Here is a 17,389-nt window from a genome sequence, read left to right on the forward strand (position 1 = left end):
ATGGCAAAGACGGTCGCATTATTGGATTATGGCGCGGGCAACGTGCGCTCGGCACAGCGCGCACTAGAGCGAGTGGGCGCGGACGTCACCGTTACCGCGGACCCCAAGGAAGCAGTGGAAGCGGACGGTCTGCTTGTCCCCGGCGTGGGTGCCTTTGCTGCCTGCATGCGCGGGTTGCACGCGGTGCAAGGCCCGAGGGTCATCGGCCAGCGCTTGGCGGGGGAGCGTCCGGTGTTGGGCATTTGCGTAGGCATGCAGGTGCTTTTCGACGCCGGAGTGGAACACAACATCAACTCCACCGGTTGCGGCGAGTGGCCCGGTACCGTCGAAAAGCTGCACTCTACGGTGCTGCCGCATATGGGGTGGAATACCGTAGAGGTACCCGTCGGCAGCGATATGTTTGCCGGAGTGACCGAAGACGAGCGCTTTTATTTTGTGCATTCCTATGGCGTTCGCCACTGGGAGCTGGAAACGGAGATTACTCGCCCGCCCTTGGTCAGTTGGGCCGAGCACGCGGGCGATAGGTTCGTCGCGGCGGTAGAAAACGGTGCGCTGTGGGCGACCCAATTCCACCCTGAAAAATCCGGGGACGCCGGTGCACAGCTTTTGGAAAACTGGATGCGCACGCTCTAGGTAGGATGATGGATATGACTTTTACGCTTTTGCCCGCAGTCGATGTATCTCAAGGCCAAGCCGTGCGCTTGGATAAAGGCGAAGCAGGCACCGAAACCTCGTATGGTTCCCCGCGCGATGCCGCGCAAAAGTGGCAGTCCCAAGGCGCGCACTGGCTGCACTTTGTGGATTTGGATGCGGCATTTGGTCGGGGCTCCAACCACGAAGAAATGGCCATGATTACCCGCGAGCTGGGTGTAAATGTGGAGCTTAGCGGAGGCATCCGGGATGATGCCGCGGTAGAGCGCGCGCTGGCTACCGGTGCGCAGCGCATTAGTATCGGCACGGCTGCTCTAGAGCAGCCGGAATGGATCGAGGACATCCTCGCTCGCTACGGAGATAAGGTCGCCGTGGACCTTGCCGTTCGCGAAGATGGCGGCGAATGGCGTACCGCCGGCAATGGCTGGGTCTCCGATGGCGGCGATCTGTGGGAGGTACTCGAGCGCCTCGATGCCGCCGGATGCCAGCGCTTTGTGGTGACAGACGTATCTAAAGACGGCACGCTCACCGGACCTAATATTGAGCTCCTGCGTGAGGTAGCGATGGCGACGGAAGCAAAGATCACCGCCTCTGGTGGCATTTCTAGTGTGGAAGACCTGCGCGAGCTGGCGCTTTATGCAAATGAGGGCATCGATTCCGCCATTATTGGCAAGGCCCTGTACGAGGGGAATTTCACCCTCGACGAAGCTCTCGCTGCGGTGGCCGAGGTAGAGCCGCTGCCAGCGGAAGAAACCATTGACCCTTTCGACCCTGAGGACAACTAAGTCATGATGGAACCCCGCGAGTTGGTGGCCTTCGCGGAGGCGGCCGTAGACCAAGTAGAACCTATTTTTCGCTCCGGCCTCGGAGCTGCGCCCGCTCGTTTTAAGGGGCAGGGAGATTTTGCCACCGAGGTAGATCTCGTCATTGAGCAACAGCTGCGCGATATCTTGACCCAGATGACCGGCATCCCGATCTATGGAGAAGAATCAGGCGGCAGCGTCCTCGATACCGTGTGGGTGGTAGATCCGATCGATGGCACCGCAAACTACTCTGCTGGAAACCCCATGGCCGGCATCCTGGTGGCGCTCATTCATGAGGGTACGCCCGTTGCCGCGGTATCTGACTTCCCGCTTCTGGGGCGCCGTCTGGTCACCTGCGATGGCTCCCCGCTGCGCTCAGTAGGTGGGCCTGCCACTGGTTTTGGTGGAGGGGACGAAGCAATGGGATTTGATGAAGCACGCGGTCACGTGGGCTGCTCTTCCCACCTGCCCACCGACATTTTCCACGAGCTGCGCGAGACCGGACTGCGCCCGCGAATGACCGGTTCTGTGGGGCTTGATAATGCCTTCGTCGCGCAGGGTGTGTTCGATGGTGCGATTAACTTCTCTCCGCACCCATGGGATAACGCCGCGGGAGCACTGCAGATTCAGGCAGCTGGTGGCGTTGTCACCGATCCGGAAGGAAATCCGTGGACCGCGCAGTCGCGCGGCATGGTGGCAGGTACCCCGCAAGTTCATGCCACCATCGTGGATGTCTTGTCTCGTCACACCGGTTCATTTCACCGCTAAGATTAAACACCCGAAAAGGAGGCGGCCGCCATGGCTGTAGCCGTACGCGTGATCCCCTGCCTAGACGTGGACCAAGGCCGCGTGGTCAAGGGCATTAACTTTGACAACCTGCGCGATGCCGGCGACCCAGTGGAGCTGGCCGCGCGTTATGACCACCTAGGAGCCGATGAACTTACCTTCTTGGATGTCTCTGCTTCTACACAAGGGCGCTCCACCATGCTCGAGGTCGTGCGCCGCACCGCAGACCAGGTATTTATTCCATTGACGGTGGGCGGCGGAGTTCGCAGCGTTGATGACGTCCGAGAATTATTGCGCGCTGGGGCGGATAAGGTCTCAGTAAACACCGCGGCCATTAAGAATCCGGAACTGCTGCGCGACATGGCTGAGATTTTCGGAGCCCAATGCATCGTGCTGTCTGTTGATGCCCGCCGGTGCCGCGAAGAGTATGCGCCATCCGGCTTTGAGGTCACGACGCACGGTGGTACGGAATCGGCTGGGATCGACGCCATCGAATGGGCACGCCGCGGCGAAGAACTGGGCGTAGGGGAGATCCTCCTCAACTCGATGGATGGCGATGGCACAAAGGAAGGATTTGACCTTGAATTGCTGCGCGCCGTGCGCGCAGCGGTGACCATTCCCGTTATCGCCTCTGGCGGCGCGGGAAACGCCGCAGATTTTCCACCGGCCGTTGCGGCCGGCGCCGATGCCGTCTTGGCAGCAAGCATTTTTCACTTCGGTGAGGTAGAAATCAGCGACGTGAAATACGCCCTTGATGCTGCGGGCTACGAGGTGCGCCGATGAGTACCCCGGGCAACTATGAACTTAACGGGGACATCGCCAAGCAGCTCAAGCGCAATGACCAAGGCTTGGTGCCGGCCATTGCCCAAGCTGAGTCTGGTGAGGTGCTGATGATGGCCTGGATGGATGACCACGCTTTGGCCCATACCCTCGCTACCCGCAAGGCAACGTATTTTTCGCGCTCGCGCAATGAATATTGGGTCAAGGGAGAAACTTCTGGAAATACCCAAGAGGTGCTGGGCGTTCGCCTTGACTGCGATGGAGATACTATTCTGCTGACCGTGCGGCAGCGCGGCGGCGCCTGCCATACCGGTGACCGCACGTGCTTTGACGCCACCGATCTCCTAGGAGGGCAATCGTGAAGGCCAGACGCCTTGGACCACTACTTATCGCTGTAGGAGCCATCGTAGTGTTGCTGTCCTCCCGTGCTACGTGGGTGGTAGCCTCCAGCGAAGACGACAAGGCCGGCTCTGCGGCCAATGACATCATCGGCTCGGCCTGGTCGCTGGAACTCATGGCCTTGACCCTAGTTCTGGTAGCCGGTGCCGTCGCGGGGATGGCGCTGCGGCGCGTCGGTAGGCGAGTGGTGGGCATTGTGTGCGCCCTCGCTGCGGCGGCTAGTGCATGGACCCCGGTGAGCCTGCTGACTGCGGGCGCGGACACCGAGCGCGCCCAGAAGATCCTGCAGGGGGCCTCGGCCAATGAAAACGCCGTAGACTCTGCCCAGATTTCTGACTGGGCCACGGTCGTCTCCACCGAGGTGCATTCCCTGGGACCAATTCTGGCCCTAATAGGTGCGGCAACAGCCCTCTTCGGTGCGGTCATGCTTGCACGCAATCCGGGCGTAGATAAGGCGAAGGCATCTAGCAAATACGAAACCCCAGCGGCACGGCAGGCAAAGTTGGAGGAGGATTTGGAAACCTCCTCCGACTCTGGACGCGTGATGTGGGACGCACTTGATAGTGATATCGATCCCACCGATATGGACAAAAAATAGCCCCGTTTCCTGTGTAATTTCCGGAACGGCATGCTAGCGGGTTAACCTAAATGTGATTTTAATCGCCCGTGGAGGGAGGTGCTGATGCCTACGCCCATTGCCGTTGACCACCTTGTTGCAGGAGTCTTGGAGGACGTTGCTGCGCGGGAAGCCCGTGTGTCCTTTAAAGAGGTAAAGGCGCGCTCGCGGGACATGGAACCTCCCCGGGATGCCCGCGCCGCGTTGCTACGCACAGGCTGCTCGGTCATCACGGAGCTCAAGCGCGCCGTACCCTACGGCGGTGAAATCGCTCATGTTGGCTCTGCGGAACAGATGGCGGAATGGGCCCGCACCTTTGAACATTGCGGCGTACATCTCATGGCATGCCAGACTGATTTCCGCCGCTTCCACGGTTCTTTAGAAGACATGGCAGCTGCCCGCGCTGCGATTGATATTCCCATGATGTCGCGCGATCTCATCGTGGACCCTTATCAAATTCATGAAGCCAGGTGCTTTGGGGCCGATGCTATTCCGCTGCAGGTAGAGCTCTTAGAGCAAGCTCGCCTGGAGGCGCTTTTAGACCGCGTGGAATCGCTCGGTATGACCGCCATTGTCGAGGTACGCAACTGCGCCGAGGTCGACCGCGCAATCAAAGCAGGAAGTAGCGTCATCGCCATCAATGCGTGGTCGTTGGCTTCGGATGCCATTAACCGCGAGGCGTTTAACGATATCGCCCCAGGCCTGCCAGAATCCATCCTGCGCATCGCAGTAGGCGGGGTAAACAACGCGCGCAATCTGTTTCACTATGCTTCACGCGGTGCCGATGCAGTGTTGGTGGGCGAATCCGTCATGGCGGCCCAGGACCCTACGGCGCTGGCGCGTTCCTTGGTGGCTGCCGGGCAGCATCCAGCGTGCCCTGCGCGCAAGATAGATTAAGGCCCCAACTAGCTGGTGTGGTGGGGGATAAGGCACACTAGCTACGTGCACACAGAAATTCTTGCAAATATTCCGTCTCCGCCGCAGGGCGTGTGGCAGTTGGGGCCCATTCCCATTCGTGCCTATGCGCTGTGCATCATCGTAGGTATTATCGTCGCCTTGCGAATGACCTTACGCCGCTACACCGCACGCGGCGGTAACCCAGACACAGTATGGGATGCCGCCATCGTGGTCATTCCAGCCGGCATCATTGGCGGGCGGCTCTACCACGTCATTACCGATAACCAGAAGTACTTCTGCGATGGCTGCAATCCCGCGGACGCGCTGAAGATCACCAATGGCGGACTGGGCATTTGGGGCGCCGTAGCCTTGGGCGCACTAGCTTTGTGGGTGCTTTTCAAAGTGAAAAAGGTGCCGCTCGGCCCCTTTGCTGACGCGGTGGCGCCAGGCCTCGTCCTCGCGCAGGCGATTGGACGCCTAGGTAACTGGTTTAACCAAGAGCTCTATGGGCGCCCGACCGACGTTCCGTGGGCTTTAGACATCTATTATCGTGTCAATGAAAATGGCGGCTATGCTCCCGTTTCCGGACACTCCACGGGTGAGGTCATGACCTCGGTGCACCCGACTTTCTTGTACGAGCTCGTGTGGAATGTCCTGGTCTGCCTTTTCCTCTTGTGGGCTCACAAGGCCTGGAAGTTGGGGCACGGGCGCGTCTTTGCCCTCTATGTCATGGGCTATACATTGGGGCGCTTCTTTATTGAAGGGATGCGTTCCGATGAAGCAACCCATATCTTTGGGGTGCGCGTAAATATCATCGTCTCCCTTGTGATTTTTATCATCGCCGCGATTGTCTTCTTTGTGCTTGATAGGCACCGGCAGGGCCCAGAGTCCCCCGAAGAGGTGGATCCTAAATATTGGGCGGAGCGCCGGGATGCTGATGAGCACAGTGATGAGCACGCGGTATCTAATGGACAGCAACCGGGTTCTTTATCGACGTAAACACCGCCCAAATATGTCCGGTTGGTTTTGGTTGTGTGGGAAACGGTGCATTTTGGGGTGCCCGCTCGGAAAATGAAACCGAGAAATTGTGGCCCCAATCCTTTCGAAGGAGTAGGTTGGGGAGTGTTCAATTTCCCCCGACGGAATAGGCCAATAATGCTGGATAGAAGAACGAAGATTGTTTGTACTCTCGGCCCTGCCGTTGCTAGCGAGGACGGCATCTTGCGCCTCGTACAGGACGGCATGGACGTTGCCCGCCTGAATATGTCTCACGGCGAGCATGCAGACCACGAGGCGAATTACAACTGGGTGCGCCAGGCCACCGATAAGACCGGCCGCGCCGTAGGTATCTTGGCGGACCTCCAGGGCCCCAAGATTCGCCTTGGCCGCTTTATCAACGGCGAGGAGCAATGGGATAACGGCCAGATCGTCCGCATTACCGTGGACGATATCGAAGGCACCCATGACCGCGTCTCCACCACCTACAAGGGCCTGGCCAAGGACGCCAAGCCAGGTGACCGCCTGCTGATCGACGACGGCAAGGTTGCCGTTGTCTGCAAGGAAGTCGACGGCAACGACGTCGTCTGTGAGGTCACCGAAGGTGGCCCGGTTTCCAATAACAAGGGCGTTTCCCTCCCTGGTATGGATATCTCCGTGCCGGCTTTGTCGGAAAAGGATATCGCTGATCTGCGCTTCGCTTTGAAGCTCGGCGTTGACCTCGTGGCATTGTCCTTCGTCCGCTCTCCAGCAGATGTAGATAAAGTCCACGAGATTATGGACGAAGAGGGCCGCCGCGTTCCGGTCATCGCCAAGCTGGAAAAGCCTGAGGCAGTAGACGCGCTCGAGTCTATTGTGCTGGCATTCGATGCCATCATGATTGCCCGTGGCGACCTCGGTGTTGAGGTGCCGCTGGAGCGCGTGCCGCTGTTCCAGAAGCGCGCTATCCAGATTGCTCGCGAGAACGCTAAGCCGGTCATCGTGGCTACCCAGATGCTGGATTCCATGATTTCCAACCTGCGCCCGACCCGTGCAGAGGCTTCCGACGTGGCCAACGCCGTTCTCGATGGCGCCGACGCCGTCATGCTCTCTGGTGAGACTTCAGTGGGCATTGACCCGCAGAATGTGGTGCGCACCATGTCCAAGATCGTGGCTAATGCTGAAGATGGTGGCAAGGTTCCACCGCTGTCCCACGTTCCGCGCACCAAGCGTGGTGTGGTGTCCTATTCCGCCCGCGATATTGCCGAGCGCCTCAATGCAAAGGCCATCGTAGCCTTTACTACCTCCGGTGATACCGCTAAGCGAGTGGCACGCCTGCACTCCCACCTGCCACTGTTGGCATTTACTCCGGACCCAGCGGTTCGTTCCCAGCTGGCTCTCACGTGGGGTGCTGAGACCTTCTTGAGCCCGCACGTTAAGTCCACCGATGACATGATGGAAGCCATCGATGACGCATTGCTGGAGATGGACAGGTACGAGGAAGGCGACATGATTGTCGTCATTGCTGGTACCCCTCCAGGAATTGCTGGTAACACCAACATGATCCAGTGCCACCTGTTGGGTGAGACCAAGAAGTAATTTCTTTTGGCGCAAGCGCCGCGACCCATCCTTTAACACGTTCCACGGGTCGCGGCGCTTTTCTATATGCATTTATACAAATGTAGATTTATATTTACCTTGCGTACACGCAGCGGTAGCTTTCCTGACATGCGGCTGCAGTACTTTTTGGTTGTGCTTGTTTCAGCTTCTCTACAGATTCGAAGGACAACTGCACAATGACCTAAGTCAGGCCGATTTGGTCTCAGTGGCTGCGCCCACCGCCATCCGTTTTCATTTAATTGTCAATAAGCGTCGACGGGGGTAGGCTGAGTGCATGGCACACGAGCACCACGACCACGATCACTCCAGCATGCCGCTGCGCGCACTCTTGATTGCGCTAGGAATTACCGGCACCGTCTTCTTCGCGGAGTTGATCGGCGGCTGGTTGGCGGGTTCGATGGCGCTGATGGCGGATGCGATGCACATGCTTTCCGACGCTGCGGGGTTGATCATCGCGGTGTTAGCGGTGTTGGTTGGGCGCCGACAAGCATCGGCTCAGGCCACGTACGGCTACCGACGAGTGGAGGTGCTTGCTGCACTGGCGAACGCAGTGATGGTGCTGGCGATCTCGGTGTGGATTGTCGTCGAGGCGGTGCGCCGCCTGCAGAGCCCGGCCGAAGTGCAGGGAAAAACGATGCTGATCATCGCGGTGATCGGCCTGGTGGCGAATGCGCTATCGGCGTGGGTTCTGCACCGGCACCGCAAATCCTCGATCAACGTGGAGGGCGCGTTCTTGCACGTGTTAGTGGATATGCTCGGCTCGGTCGCAGTAATCGTGGCCGGCATCGTGGTACTGACCACGGGGTTTGTGGCGGCGGACGTGATCGCCTCCCTAGCGATCGCGGCGATGGTGCTGCCGCGCGCCTGGCAGCTCATGCGGCTTTCGGCGAGCGTGCTGCTCGAGCAAGTCCCGGCGGACTTCGACGCCAGTGCGATCGAGCCCGCGCTGCGGCAGGTCGAGGGCGTTGCTGACATCCACGACCTGCACCTGTGGAGCCTGGACGGCGTGAACGTGCTCACGACCGTGCATATCGTGCGCGACGGCACCGTCGGCACCGGCCCGCTGTTGGATGCCGCTCAGCAGGCCCTGCGCGAACACGGTATCGAGCACTCCACCATCCAGATTGAGCACCCAGAGCACGAATCCCACGAGACGGTGTGCTGATTCCCTTCTAACCTGACTTAGGCCAATTTTGTGCGGAAGTTCGCGGCCGGTGATTACTTGGATGGTGGCAGTGAGGTCGGGCGGGAATGGTACCGCGGCGTGAATGGTTTCGCCGCCAACGACGAGTTGAAAGCTGCGGTATTTCTTGAGTGTTCTCACGAGGCGTTTGATGAAGTGACCACTGCGGGTCTCCATCAGGTGGGTCACGGCTAGTGCTGCCATCACAATATTGAGATGTGCTGTGATCGAGTTTTGTTTCCTCGCATAGATTGGGCGTGCTTTCAGGTCTGATTTCGACATCTGATACGACATTTTCAATGTGGAATAGCCTGCGGTAATGCCCGATAACCTCCTGGGCGGGAAGAGCGGTCAGGTCGGTTTCATAGCCTTTAATTCCGGCTAGGACTCGGTGTTTGGCAGCAAGAGCGTAGTTGACCTTCTTGTTCGGGGTGGAAAGATCGAAATAGCGGTTGCGCTTAATGGCGATTTCGCCGTCAACAGCGCGTTTGGCTTTTGTGACTTGCGCTTTGTTTCCGCGCAGGCCGTGTCTGGCCCGATCATAGGAGTACTGGAAGTGGGTCACCGTATTCGGGGTTGTGTGTTTGCGCGCATCGCTTGCCGAGGCTTGTGTCCAGATCCGGCCGTGGGCGTAGGCTTCACCAGGGATTTCCCGCCGCCAGGTTTCAATCACCTCAGGCACGGTGGGGTTTCACCGACAAAATGTAGTGCAGACCTGCATCTATCAATGCTTGCTTGTTCGGAAGGTGTCAAGTTGTTTGTGTGTGGGGCTAGGTTTATAGGTATTTGTCGAAGCTGTCGGGGTAGGCCACGGCCATTTGGTTAATGGCTTGTTTCCAGCCGGAAACTCGGGTCCCTTCCATGAGTCTGCCGGTTGTCGCTGAGACTCGTTTGCCCTGCTTCGCTCTCTTGGCAGCTCGTCTGTCTTCGATATTGCAGATCATCAACCATAGCGTCTTGAGCGCTGATTCATTGTTAGTGAACTGCACCCTGTTGCGGGTAGCTTTCCGCAGTTCATTGTTGAATGATTCAATCGAATTCTTCGTGTAAATGACCTTGCTGGCTGCTGGTGGGAACTGGAGAAACAGTACGAAACGCGCCCATGCATCTCGCCAGACTTTGACTGAGCGTGGATACTTTTCTGCCAATTCAGAGGCTTCAAATTCGTCTAAGGCAGCCTTAGCTGTGGACTCGTCCGTGGCGGTGTAAATCTTTTTCAACGCGGCCGATACGCCCCGGCGATCCCTGTAGGCTACCCATCGGTTAGCGGCACGAATCAGGTGCACGATACAGGTTTGCACCATAGAGTTCGGCCAGGTTGCCTTTACTTCTTCCGGCAAGCCTTTGAACCCGTTACAGCAAACGATAAAGACGTCTTTAACCCCACGGTTAGAAAGATTGACGCATACTTGCGCCCAGGATGAAGCGCTTTCTTCTTTGGCAATCCACGATTCCAAAAAGTGCTTGATACCGTCGAGAGCCACGCCGATTGCCATGTACGCGGACTTATTGACCACTAGGCCGCCATCGCGGATTTTAATGCGCAGCGCGTCCAGGAAAATGACCGGGTAGAACTCGTCTAGCTGGCGGTTTTGCCAGACCATGACCTCATCCGGGACGGCATCAGTAACCGCAGAAATCGTCTCATGGGAAATATCAACACGCATCGCCGTTGCCATATGATGCTGGATGTCCCTAATTGTCATCCCACCGGCGTACAAGCTAACGGTCATGTCATCGACATCGGTCAATCTCCTCGAGCCTTTAGGGACCATAGTCAGCAAGAATGTGCCAGCCCTATCCCTCGGCACATCAACGGTAACTGGCCCGTAGTTAGAATCCACAGTCTTTGGATACGACCCGTTGCGGTGATTGTCTGTTCTAGCTGCAGCTTTAGCGCTCCTGTCGCCAGACTCGTAGCCCAGGTGGGCATCCATTTCAGCGTTGAGTCCCCCTGGTAATCGAGGCTTGCAACATGCCGCGAACCAGGTCGTTGGCATCCGTTGTAGACGTGCCTAGGTCATCAATCAGCTTCGCGATTTCAGGGTTAGCAAGAAGCTTCTTTTCAATCGCATCAATCTTGGCCTTATCAGCCGGATCTCGTCTCGCCACAGTAGTCATTCTGGTCCATCTCCTCATGCAGGTTAGGTACCCACACACAAACCATCAGACACTCTCTATTCCGAAGCCACTCCGGCGGCGTGGGCCGCGCACAACAAGGACCGCGATAAGCTGCAGGACATTAGCCGTGAGATGCTCGGCAGCGCCCTCGACTTGGTCATGGCCGCTGGCCACCCGTTCTACGATAATGACCACCAGAAGGTCGATACTCCCGACTATAGCTTCATGTACGAGGACGACTACGCCAAGCTTTCCGGAGGCGAGACCGACTGGAATTACTTCGAGTCCAACGATGACTTCAAGAAGATGGCGCAAGGTGACGTCAAGCCGTAGCAGAAGTATTGGGGTATCGCGCAGGTAGGTTCCACGTTGCAGAACTCCCGCTCGGGCGAGGCAAAGGCTCCATACTCGGACGAGCTTAACGACGTCGTCGATCTCCCCACCATGACGACTGGCGCCCTCAATGCGCTGGGACAGGACGAGGATGGCTTTTCCATCATGATTGAGGGCGGTGCCATCGACTGGGCCGGCCACGGAAATAACCCAGTGCGCGATATCGAGGAGACTCAGGACTTTAATAAGTCGGTTGATGCTGCCATCAAGTAGGTAGAGGAGAACTCCTCGTGGGAGGACACTTTGCTCGTCGTGACCGCGGATCACGAAACCGGTTATCTATCCGGTGCGAATGAGGCAGCGACGGACGACAACCCTGATGCGGAAGACCGCTTTAACGCCATGGAAGGCGAAAAGGGCAAGGTCGCTCGGCACGGTTGGTACTCCGGGCAGCACACCAACCAATTGGTGCCATTCTTCTTCAAGGGTGCAGGCTCTGAGGACATCATGGCTAATACCTCCGGTACGGATTCGGTGCGCGGCGATTTCATCGATAACACCTTGGTGGCCAACTTGGTCTTTGATGAGTGGTGGAATGGTGACGCCGGCTCTGCCGACGAGCCAGAGCAGCCGGGAAGTACTACTAATCCGGCGGATGATGCAGGAAAGAAGGGCAGCAGCAAGGGCTTTGCCGCAGGTCTAGCTACAGGCCTAGGAATCTTGGGCGCTGTCGTTGGCGGACTCGGTTTCCTAGCCACGCAGATGGGTGTGCTCAATATTGACCTAAAGCCCATCTATGAGCAGCTAAAGCGCGTCGGCCTGCGCTAAACAAACGGAAGTAGGCCTAACGCCACGTTAAAGTCCTGCCCTCAGCTGCAGAAGCGGAGGGCAGGACTTTTCTTAGCTCTGGGAAATCGGAGTTGGTTGGATCTTCCAGACCTCGTTGGCATAGTCCGCGATGGTCCGGTCGGAAGAAAAGCGGCCAGAGTAGCAAATATTGAGCCACGCCTTCTTGGCCCAGGCAAGTTGGTCTGCCTCGTATTCGGCAGCCATGCGGTCACGGGTTTCGCGGTAGTCGGCGAAGTCACCTAGGACGTAGTACTGGTCTTGGGCGTGCTCCCCGAAGCCGTCGAGAAGCGAGGCGCGCAGATCGCCGAAGATACCGGCATTGTCTGCGCCCAGGGTGCCGTCGACAAGCGCATCCAGTACGCGGGCCAAGCCTGGCACGCTCTGGTAAAGCTCGCCCGGGTTGTACTCGGCGCGCAGCTGCGGCAGCTCCTCATTGCGGGCGCCGAAGATATAAGCGTTGTTCTCGCCAACCGCCTCGACGATTTCTACGTTTGCTCCATCCATGGTGCCCAAGGTCAGGGCACCATTCATCATGAACTTCATATTGGACGTGCCGGAGGCTTCCTTGCCAGCCACAGAAATCTGCTCGGAGATATCAGCGGCCGGGATGATGTGCTCGGCGGGGGAGACGTTGTAATTCTCCACGAAGACGACACGAATGATGTCCTTGGTCGCTGGATCGTTATTGACCAGATCCGCGATGGTGTTGATGAGCTTGATAATCGCCTTGGCGCGGTCGTAGCCCGGCGCGGCCTTGGCACCAAAGATGAAAGTGCGCTTCGGCACGGTTTCACCCTCGTCCTTGATACGGAAGTAGAGGTCGAGGACGTAGAGGGCATTCATCAGCTGGCGCTTGTACTCGTGCAGGCGTTTGATCTGCACGTCAAAGATGGAATGAGGGTCGATTTCGGCGCCTTGGTGGTCGTTTACCCACTGCGCAAAGTCGCGCTTATTGGCCTGCTTAATGGCGATCAGTTCTCGTAGCAGGTCAGTATCGTCGGCCTTATCGGCGAGTCTGGCCAGCTGGGTGAGGTCAGTAACCCACGCATCGGAACCAGCCTGCTGGGTGAGCAGTTCTGCCAGGCGGGGGTTGCACATCTTCAGCCAGCGGCGCGGGGTGACGCCATTGGTCTTATTGTTGAATTTTTCTGGCCAGAGCTCATGCCATTCGGACAGCGTATCGGCCTTGATGATTTCGGTATGCAGGGCGGCGACACCGTTAATGGAGTAAGCGGCGTAGCAGGCGATCCAGGCCATGTGAACCTGTCCGTTGGACACCGGCGCCATGTAGTCAATGCGACCCTGATCCAGGCCGCGATGGGCCATATCTTCGCGGAAGCGGCGATCGATTTCTTCCACCAACTGCCAGATGCGCCAGAACAGCTTTTGGAAGATGGACACTTCCCAGCTCTCCAGTGCCTCTGCGAGCACGGTGTGGTTGGTGTAGGCGAAGGTCTCGGTGACGATCTTCCACGCCGCATCCCAGCTCAGACCATGGTCATCGAGCAATATGCGCAAGAGCTCTGGGATGGCGAGCACTGGGTGAGTGTCATTGAGCTGGATGGAGTTGTACTGCGCAAAACCGGTGAGGTCCTCGCCGTGCTGGGCAATGTAGTTATCCACCATGGTTTGCAGGGAGGCGGAGACAAAGAAATACTGTTGGCGAACGCGCAGTACCTTGCCTTCGTAGGTGGTGTCGTTGGGGTAGAGCACGCGGCAGATATCCATGACGCGCTCGCGATCGACAATGGCCTCCGTAAAACGCTGGGAGTTGAAGGCGTCGTAATCGAATTCATCGATGGGCTCGGACTTCCACAGGCGTAGCGTGCCTACGTTATCGGTTCCATAGCCGGTGATAGGCATGTCATAGGGAATGGCGCGCACATCCATGTCATCGAAGTGGACACGACGTTGCTCGGAGGCGCGGCGGATGATGAAGTCATAGCCGTTTTCCATCCATTCATCAGGCTGTTCCTTCTGGAACCCATTCTCAAAGGACTGGCGGAAAAGGCCGTAACGGTAGAGCAGGCCATAACCGGTGACGGGGTAGTCCTGGGTGACAGCGGAATCGAGGAAGCAGGCGGCAAGGCGGCCGAGGCCACCGTTGCCGAGCGCGGCATCGTGCTCAGCTTCGAGGACATCGCTCAGCTCGTGGTCGGCAGCGGTGGCCGCTGCCTTGGCATCGTCGACCAAGCCCAGGTTGGTGAGGTTATTGAGCAGCGCGCGGCCCTGCAGGAACTCCGCAGAGAAGTAATGCTGCTGGCGGGTCGCGGCATAGGCGGAACGGGTGCGCTCCCAGTTATCGGCAATCTGCTCCATGACGGCGCCGGATAGGCCCGACCAGAACTTGCGGTAGGAAGCGCTGTGCGGGCTCACACCGGAGGCCGCACGAACATGGGAGGGAACGGTGGATTCGAAAACAGAGTGCCGTGGCTGGCTCATGTGAAACCTTAAGTTAGTGGAAAGTCACGAAACGCCTGCCAGCTTAATAGGATTGGCGCAGCCTTGCAGGGAGGGAATAGGGAAAGGCGCGCCGGGTACCTAGAACTTAGCCAAGTAGGTCAATGCCGCACCATATGCTGCCCGGGTGGAGGCATAGACAGTCGGGGCATAGTCCGGAAGGAAGGTCGCTTGGTGGTTGACAGGTGGATCCTCTAACTCATTTTCCGGGGTGCAGCCGATGTGCCAAAAGACATAAGGTACGCCCCATGCCTGTGGTAGATAGCAAAAGTCCTCAGAGGCGGTAGAAGGGGAGGCGATGACCGAATCGGAGCCGAAGGCGGCATCGAAAACCTCGGCCACTGGTGCGTGGGCCGTGGCGTCGTTATCAGTGACCTCGCCGTGAGCGTAGTACTCAAAGGTCGGGTCTTGCTCGCTTCCGGACGCCACACACTCGGCCTTGACCATGCGCTCGAGGGAGGCATAGACTTTTTCCGCGAGTGCGGGATCGTAATAGCGCGTATTGAGCACGAGCTCGGCGGATTCGGGAATGATGTTGTTTTTATCGCCGGAGTGTAGCTCGCCTACAGAGATGACAAAGAACTCGTGTGGGGCAACTTCGCGGCCCACGATAGCTTGGAGGCGGGTGACGATCATGGCCGCGATATAGGTGGGGTCGATGGAGTTATGGGGCATGGAGGCGTGGGCCGATTTTCCAAAGACGCGAATGCGCAGGGAATCGCAGCCGGCCATGATGGGGCCTGCGGTGTGGCGCACAGTGCCAGCTCGGCCGGGCATGATGTGTTGGCCAAGGCAAATATCGGGACGCGGCACGCGCTCGATGAGTTTATCGGCCAACATGTCCTTTGCTCCCATGGAGGATTCTTCAGCCGGTTGGAAAAGGGCGAGGAAAGTGCCGGACCAAGAGCTCCGGGAGGCGTCGAGAAGCGCGCAAGCGCCCAGCAGCGCCGTGGTGTGCATATCGTGCCCGCAGGCGTGCATCTTTCCATTAGTGGCGGCACAGGACACGCCGGTGGCTTCCTCGACAGGCAACCCATCGAAGTCTGCGCGCAGCAGGGCGGTAGGCCCATCGCCGTTGCGGAAGATAGCGACCATACCAAAGCCGCCGATGTTTTCTACTACCTCGCAGTCAAAATCGGCGAGCTTGGCGCGGATACGACCGGCGGTGCGCTCTTCTTCATGCGAAAGCTCGGGGTGGCGGTGCAGGTCTTCGTAAAAGTCCTGCTGCCACCCCAGGTCGGCTTCCTGGGACGTGACGAGCTGGGCGATGCGGGCAGAATTAGACATGGTTTCACACCTTAGGGATTGGGTAGGGTTGGCGCTATGCCGGTTATTCAATTTGATGTTTTGGTTCCCAACGGGCAAGCAGAGCGCGTCGCGGAAATCTTTACCACCGCCACCGACAAGCTGGTGGAGAGCGGTTCGCTTTCTTCCGCTGACGTTACTCACCCCAAGGCACCGCAGTTTCCAGAGGGGCTGGAGGAGCAGCTGCGGAAAAATTATCGCGACGAGCATGAGGACCGTGACCTTGCGGACGCGAGCGTGCACCGCTATGACATTGCGGTGGCGGGCGTGAGCGGCTCGGTCAACCAGCTGGGCATGGTGCTCTCGCGCCTTCTAACCCCGCATGCAGTGCTGCCCAAGGACCACGTATTGCTAGAAGATGAGCTGGCACATGAGCGGCCCGCCATCTTCCCGTGGTCGCTGTCCATTCGGCCTTAGAGCTGCTTGACGATGTCCCCGGCGGCCGCCGCTAGCTGCTGGGCCAACGAGCCTTCTTGGCTAAGGGGAGCGCAGTAGGCGTCGGTGTCATGCTCGAAGGAGCCGGCGACAATGCCCACCGGTGTTCCGGCTTGCCGGGCGAGATCCGTGATGGTTCCGACTGCCTTGCCGGTCAGAGACTGTTCATCAAAGCGGCCCTCGCCGGTAATGACGAGATCGGCAGCGGCGATCTTTTCCGGAAGCCCCAATGCTGCGGCCACATGGGTGCCGCCGGACAGGACGCGCACGTGTTCCTCTGAACCCCAAAGGGTGCGCGAGAGCCAGGACAGGCCAATGGGAAGGCCACCCGCGGCGCCATAATGTGCAGAATCTGCATCGGTGTCGGTAACCTTGCATGCCTGGAGCATGGCGCCGGCCAGCAGCGCTACTTGTTCGCCTTTAGCTCCCTTTTGGGGGCCGTACATGGTTGCCGCCTGCACTGGGGTAGCGCGGGTATCTGCCAGCAGTGTGAAGTCGAGCATGCCCGCCTTGATATTGAGCTGCGCGGTGTCGATGTGGTCCAGCTGAACGAGGGGAGCGCCGCCCTTAGGGAGGGCATAGCCGCGGGCGTCGTGCGCGGCGGCGCCGAGTGCGGTGAGGATGCCCATCCCGGCGTCAATGCTGGCGGTGCCGCCTAATCCCAGCACGATCGAGGTAGCGCCACGTGTTTCTGCGTCCGCGATCAGCACCCCGGTGCCATAGGAATCGGCGTGGAGCGGATCCAGGCTGTCCTGCACAGCGGGCAACCCGGTGGCAGAGGCGGCGTCAATGAATGCCGTGGTTCCGGCGAGAACATAGCTCGCCTGAGTCAAGCGGCCATTGGCGTCGGTAGTGGGCAGGGTGATGGTCTCGGCGGATTGTCCACCGGCCGCTGCCGCCTGTGCAAGGACAGCGGCGGTGCCCTCGCCGCCATCAGCCATGGGCAGGGTGGTCACCGTGGCGTCGGGAAGCGCCTGGCGCACTCCCATAGCAATGCTGGCTGCGGCCTCGGGCGCGGAGGCGGTGCCTTTAAACGAGTCTGGGGCGACAACAATATGCATGCCCGTGATTATAAAGCCCGCCCGCGCTGGGGCACGGCGCGGCTTAGGATTCGAACGGACTACAGAAAATATCCATCTTTAACGTGGCTGGTAAAGGGGGTATGTATCTACCTGA

At 58.6% G+C, this 17,389-nt stretch carries 17 protein-coding genes and 2 pseudogenes; 14 read left to right on the plus strand and 5 right to left on the minus strand.

Annotated elements, in window-relative coordinates; all coding sequences use genetic code 11:
- The 10 genes from hisH to QP965_RS00525 all read left to right on the plus strand — a co-directional run bounded on the left by hisH (position 1) and on the right by QP965_RS00525 (position 8,692).
- Positions 1 to 633, plus strand: a complete 633-nt coding sequence (gene hisH / locus QP965_RS00480; RefSeq protein WP_284843792.1) for an imidazole glycerol phosphate synthase subunit HisH — start codon at positions 1 to 3, stop codon at positions 631 to 633.
- 14 nt (positions 634 to 647) lie between these two features.
- Positions 648 to 1,436, plus strand: coding sequence for a bifunctional 1-(5-phosphoribosyl)-5-((5-phosphoribosylamino)methylideneamino)imidazole-4-carboxamide isomerase/phosphoribosylanthranilate isomerase PriA (gene priA / locus QP965_RS00485; protein WP_284843793.1), 789 nt, complete (start codon positions 648 to 650; stop codon positions 1,434 to 1,436).
- A gap of 3 nt (positions 1,437 to 1,439) precedes the next feature.
- Entirely contained in the window at positions 1,440 to 2,222 is a 783-nt protein-coding gene (locus QP965_RS00490) for an inositol monophosphatase family protein (RefSeq protein WP_284843794.1), read from the plus strand.
- Between the two features lie 30 nt (positions 2,223 to 2,252).
- Entirely contained in the window at positions 2,253 to 3,023 is a 771-nt protein-coding gene (gene hisF, locus QP965_RS00495; protein ID WP_284843795.1) for an imidazole glycerol phosphate synthase subunit HisF, read from the plus strand.
- Entirely contained in the window at positions 3,020 to 3,382 is a 363-nt protein-coding gene (hisI, locus tag QP965_RS00500; RefSeq protein ID WP_049377587.1) for a phosphoribosyl-AMP cyclohydrolase, read from the plus strand. Before hisF ends, hisI begins: the two co-directional genes overlap by 4 nt.
- Positions 3,379 to 4,017 carry a TIGR02234 family membrane protein gene (locus QP965_RS00505; RefSeq protein ID WP_284843796.1) on the plus strand — a complete coding sequence of 213 codons (639 nt, stop codon included), beginning with the start codon at positions 3,379 to 3,381 and terminating at the stop codon, positions 4,015 to 4,017. The genes hisI and QP965_RS00505 overlap by 4 nt, the downstream gene beginning before the upstream one ends.
- A gap of 84 nt (positions 4,018 to 4,101) precedes the next feature.
- Positions 4,102 to 4,932: an indole-3-glycerol phosphate synthase TrpC gene (locus tag QP965_RS00510; protein ID WP_179386685.1), complete on the plus strand. Its 831-nt coding sequence runs from the start codon at positions 4,102 to 4,104 to the stop codon at positions 4,930 to 4,932.
- Between the two features lie 45 nt (positions 4,933 to 4,977).
- Positions 4,978 to 5,931, plus strand: a complete 954-nt coding sequence (gene lgt / locus QP965_RS00515) for a prolipoprotein diacylglyceryl transferase (protein ID WP_284814906.1) — start codon at positions 4,978 to 4,980, stop codon at positions 5,929 to 5,931.
- Positions 5,932 to 6,090: 159 nt separating this feature from the next.
- The gene (gene pyk, locus QP965_RS00520) at positions 6,091 to 7,506 is read left to right on the plus strand and encodes a pyruvate kinase (RefSeq protein WP_269953210.1); all 1,416 of its coding nucleotides are present in this window, start codon (positions 6,091 to 6,093) and stop codon (positions 7,504 to 7,506) included.
- A 295-nt stretch (positions 7,507 to 7,801) separates the two neighbouring features.
- A complete protein-coding gene (locus tag QP965_RS00525) occupies positions 7,802 to 8,692 on the plus strand; it encodes a cation diffusion facilitator family transporter (protein ID WP_225746763.1) in 891 nt (296 codons plus the stop codon).
- Positions 8,693 to 8,722: 30 nt separating this feature from the next.
- Here QP965_RS00525 and QP965_RS00530 read toward each other — a convergent pair.
- Positions 8,723 to 9,450, minus strand: a pseudogene (locus QP965_RS00530) (IS1634 family transposase); the annotation flags it as partial.
- Positions 9,451 to 9,486: 36 nt separating this feature from the next.
- Positions 9,487 to 10,831: pseudogene (locus QP965_RS00535) on the minus strand (IS256 family transposase).
- Between the two features lie 132 nt (positions 10,832 to 10,963).
- On the opposite strand from QP965_RS00535, the gene QP965_RS00540 reads away from it, so the two are divergent.
- The 3 genes from QP965_RS00540 to QP965_RS00550 are packed head-to-tail and all read left to right on the plus strand — an operon-like array spanning position 10,964 to position 11,992.
- Complete coding sequence (locus tag QP965_RS00540) at positions 10,964 to 11,164, plus strand: hypothetical protein (protein WP_239234729.1); 201 nt, start codon at positions 10,964 to 10,966, stop codon at positions 11,162 to 11,164.
- A gap of 36 nt (positions 11,165 to 11,200) precedes the next feature.
- On the plus strand, positions 11,201 to 11,437 hold the full coding sequence (locus tag QP965_RS00545) for an alkaline phosphatase (protein WP_239234727.1): 237 nt from the start codon (positions 11,201 to 11,203) through the stop codon (positions 11,435 to 11,437).
- A 39-nt stretch (positions 11,438 to 11,476) separates the two neighbouring features.
- Positions 11,477 to 11,992 carry a hypothetical protein gene (locus QP965_RS00550; protein WP_239234725.1) on the plus strand — a complete coding sequence of 172 codons (516 nt, stop codon included), beginning with the start codon at positions 11,477 to 11,479 and terminating at the stop codon, positions 11,990 to 11,992.
- Between the two features lie 72 nt (positions 11,993 to 12,064).
- On the opposite strand, the gene QP965_RS00555 is transcribed toward QP965_RS00550, so the two are convergent.
- Together QP965_RS00555 and QP965_RS00560 are read right to left on the minus strand one after the other, a co-directional pair.
- Positions 12,065 to 14,455 (minus strand): glycogen/starch/alpha-glucan phosphorylase, encoded by a 2,391-nt coding sequence (locus QP965_RS00555; RefSeq protein WP_284843798.1) that lies wholly within the window; start codon positions 14,453 to 14,455, stop codon positions 12,065 to 12,067.
- Between the two features lie 99 nt (positions 14,456 to 14,554).
- A complete protein-coding gene (locus tag QP965_RS00560) occupies positions 14,555 to 15,760 on the minus strand; it encodes an amidohydrolase (protein WP_284843799.1) in 1,206 nt (401 codons plus the stop codon).
- Positions 15,761 to 15,796: 36 nt separating this feature from the next.
- On the opposite strand from QP965_RS00560, the gene QP965_RS00565 reads away from it, so the two are divergent.
- Positions 15,797 to 16,195 carry a hypothetical protein gene (locus QP965_RS00565; RefSeq protein WP_239277400.1) on the plus strand — a complete coding sequence of 133 codons (399 nt, stop codon included), beginning with the start codon at positions 15,797 to 15,799 and terminating at the stop codon, positions 16,193 to 16,195.
- Here the strand turns inward: QP965_RS00565 and QP965_RS00570 are convergent.
- Positions 16,192 to 17,274: a glycerate kinase gene (locus tag QP965_RS00570; RefSeq protein WP_284843800.1), complete on the minus strand. Its 1,083-nt coding sequence runs from the start codon at positions 17,272 to 17,274 to the stop codon at positions 16,192 to 16,194. The two genes, QP965_RS00565 and QP965_RS00570, sit on opposite strands and share 4 nt — an antisense overlap.
- Between the last annotated feature and the right edge of the window lie 115 nt (positions 17,275 to 17,389).

Origin of the sequence: Corynebacterium sp. MSK074, from assembly GCF_030229735.1 — a bacterium.
Classification (GTDB): Bacteria; Actinomycetota; Actinomycetes; order Mycobacteriales; family Mycobacteriaceae; genus Corynebacterium.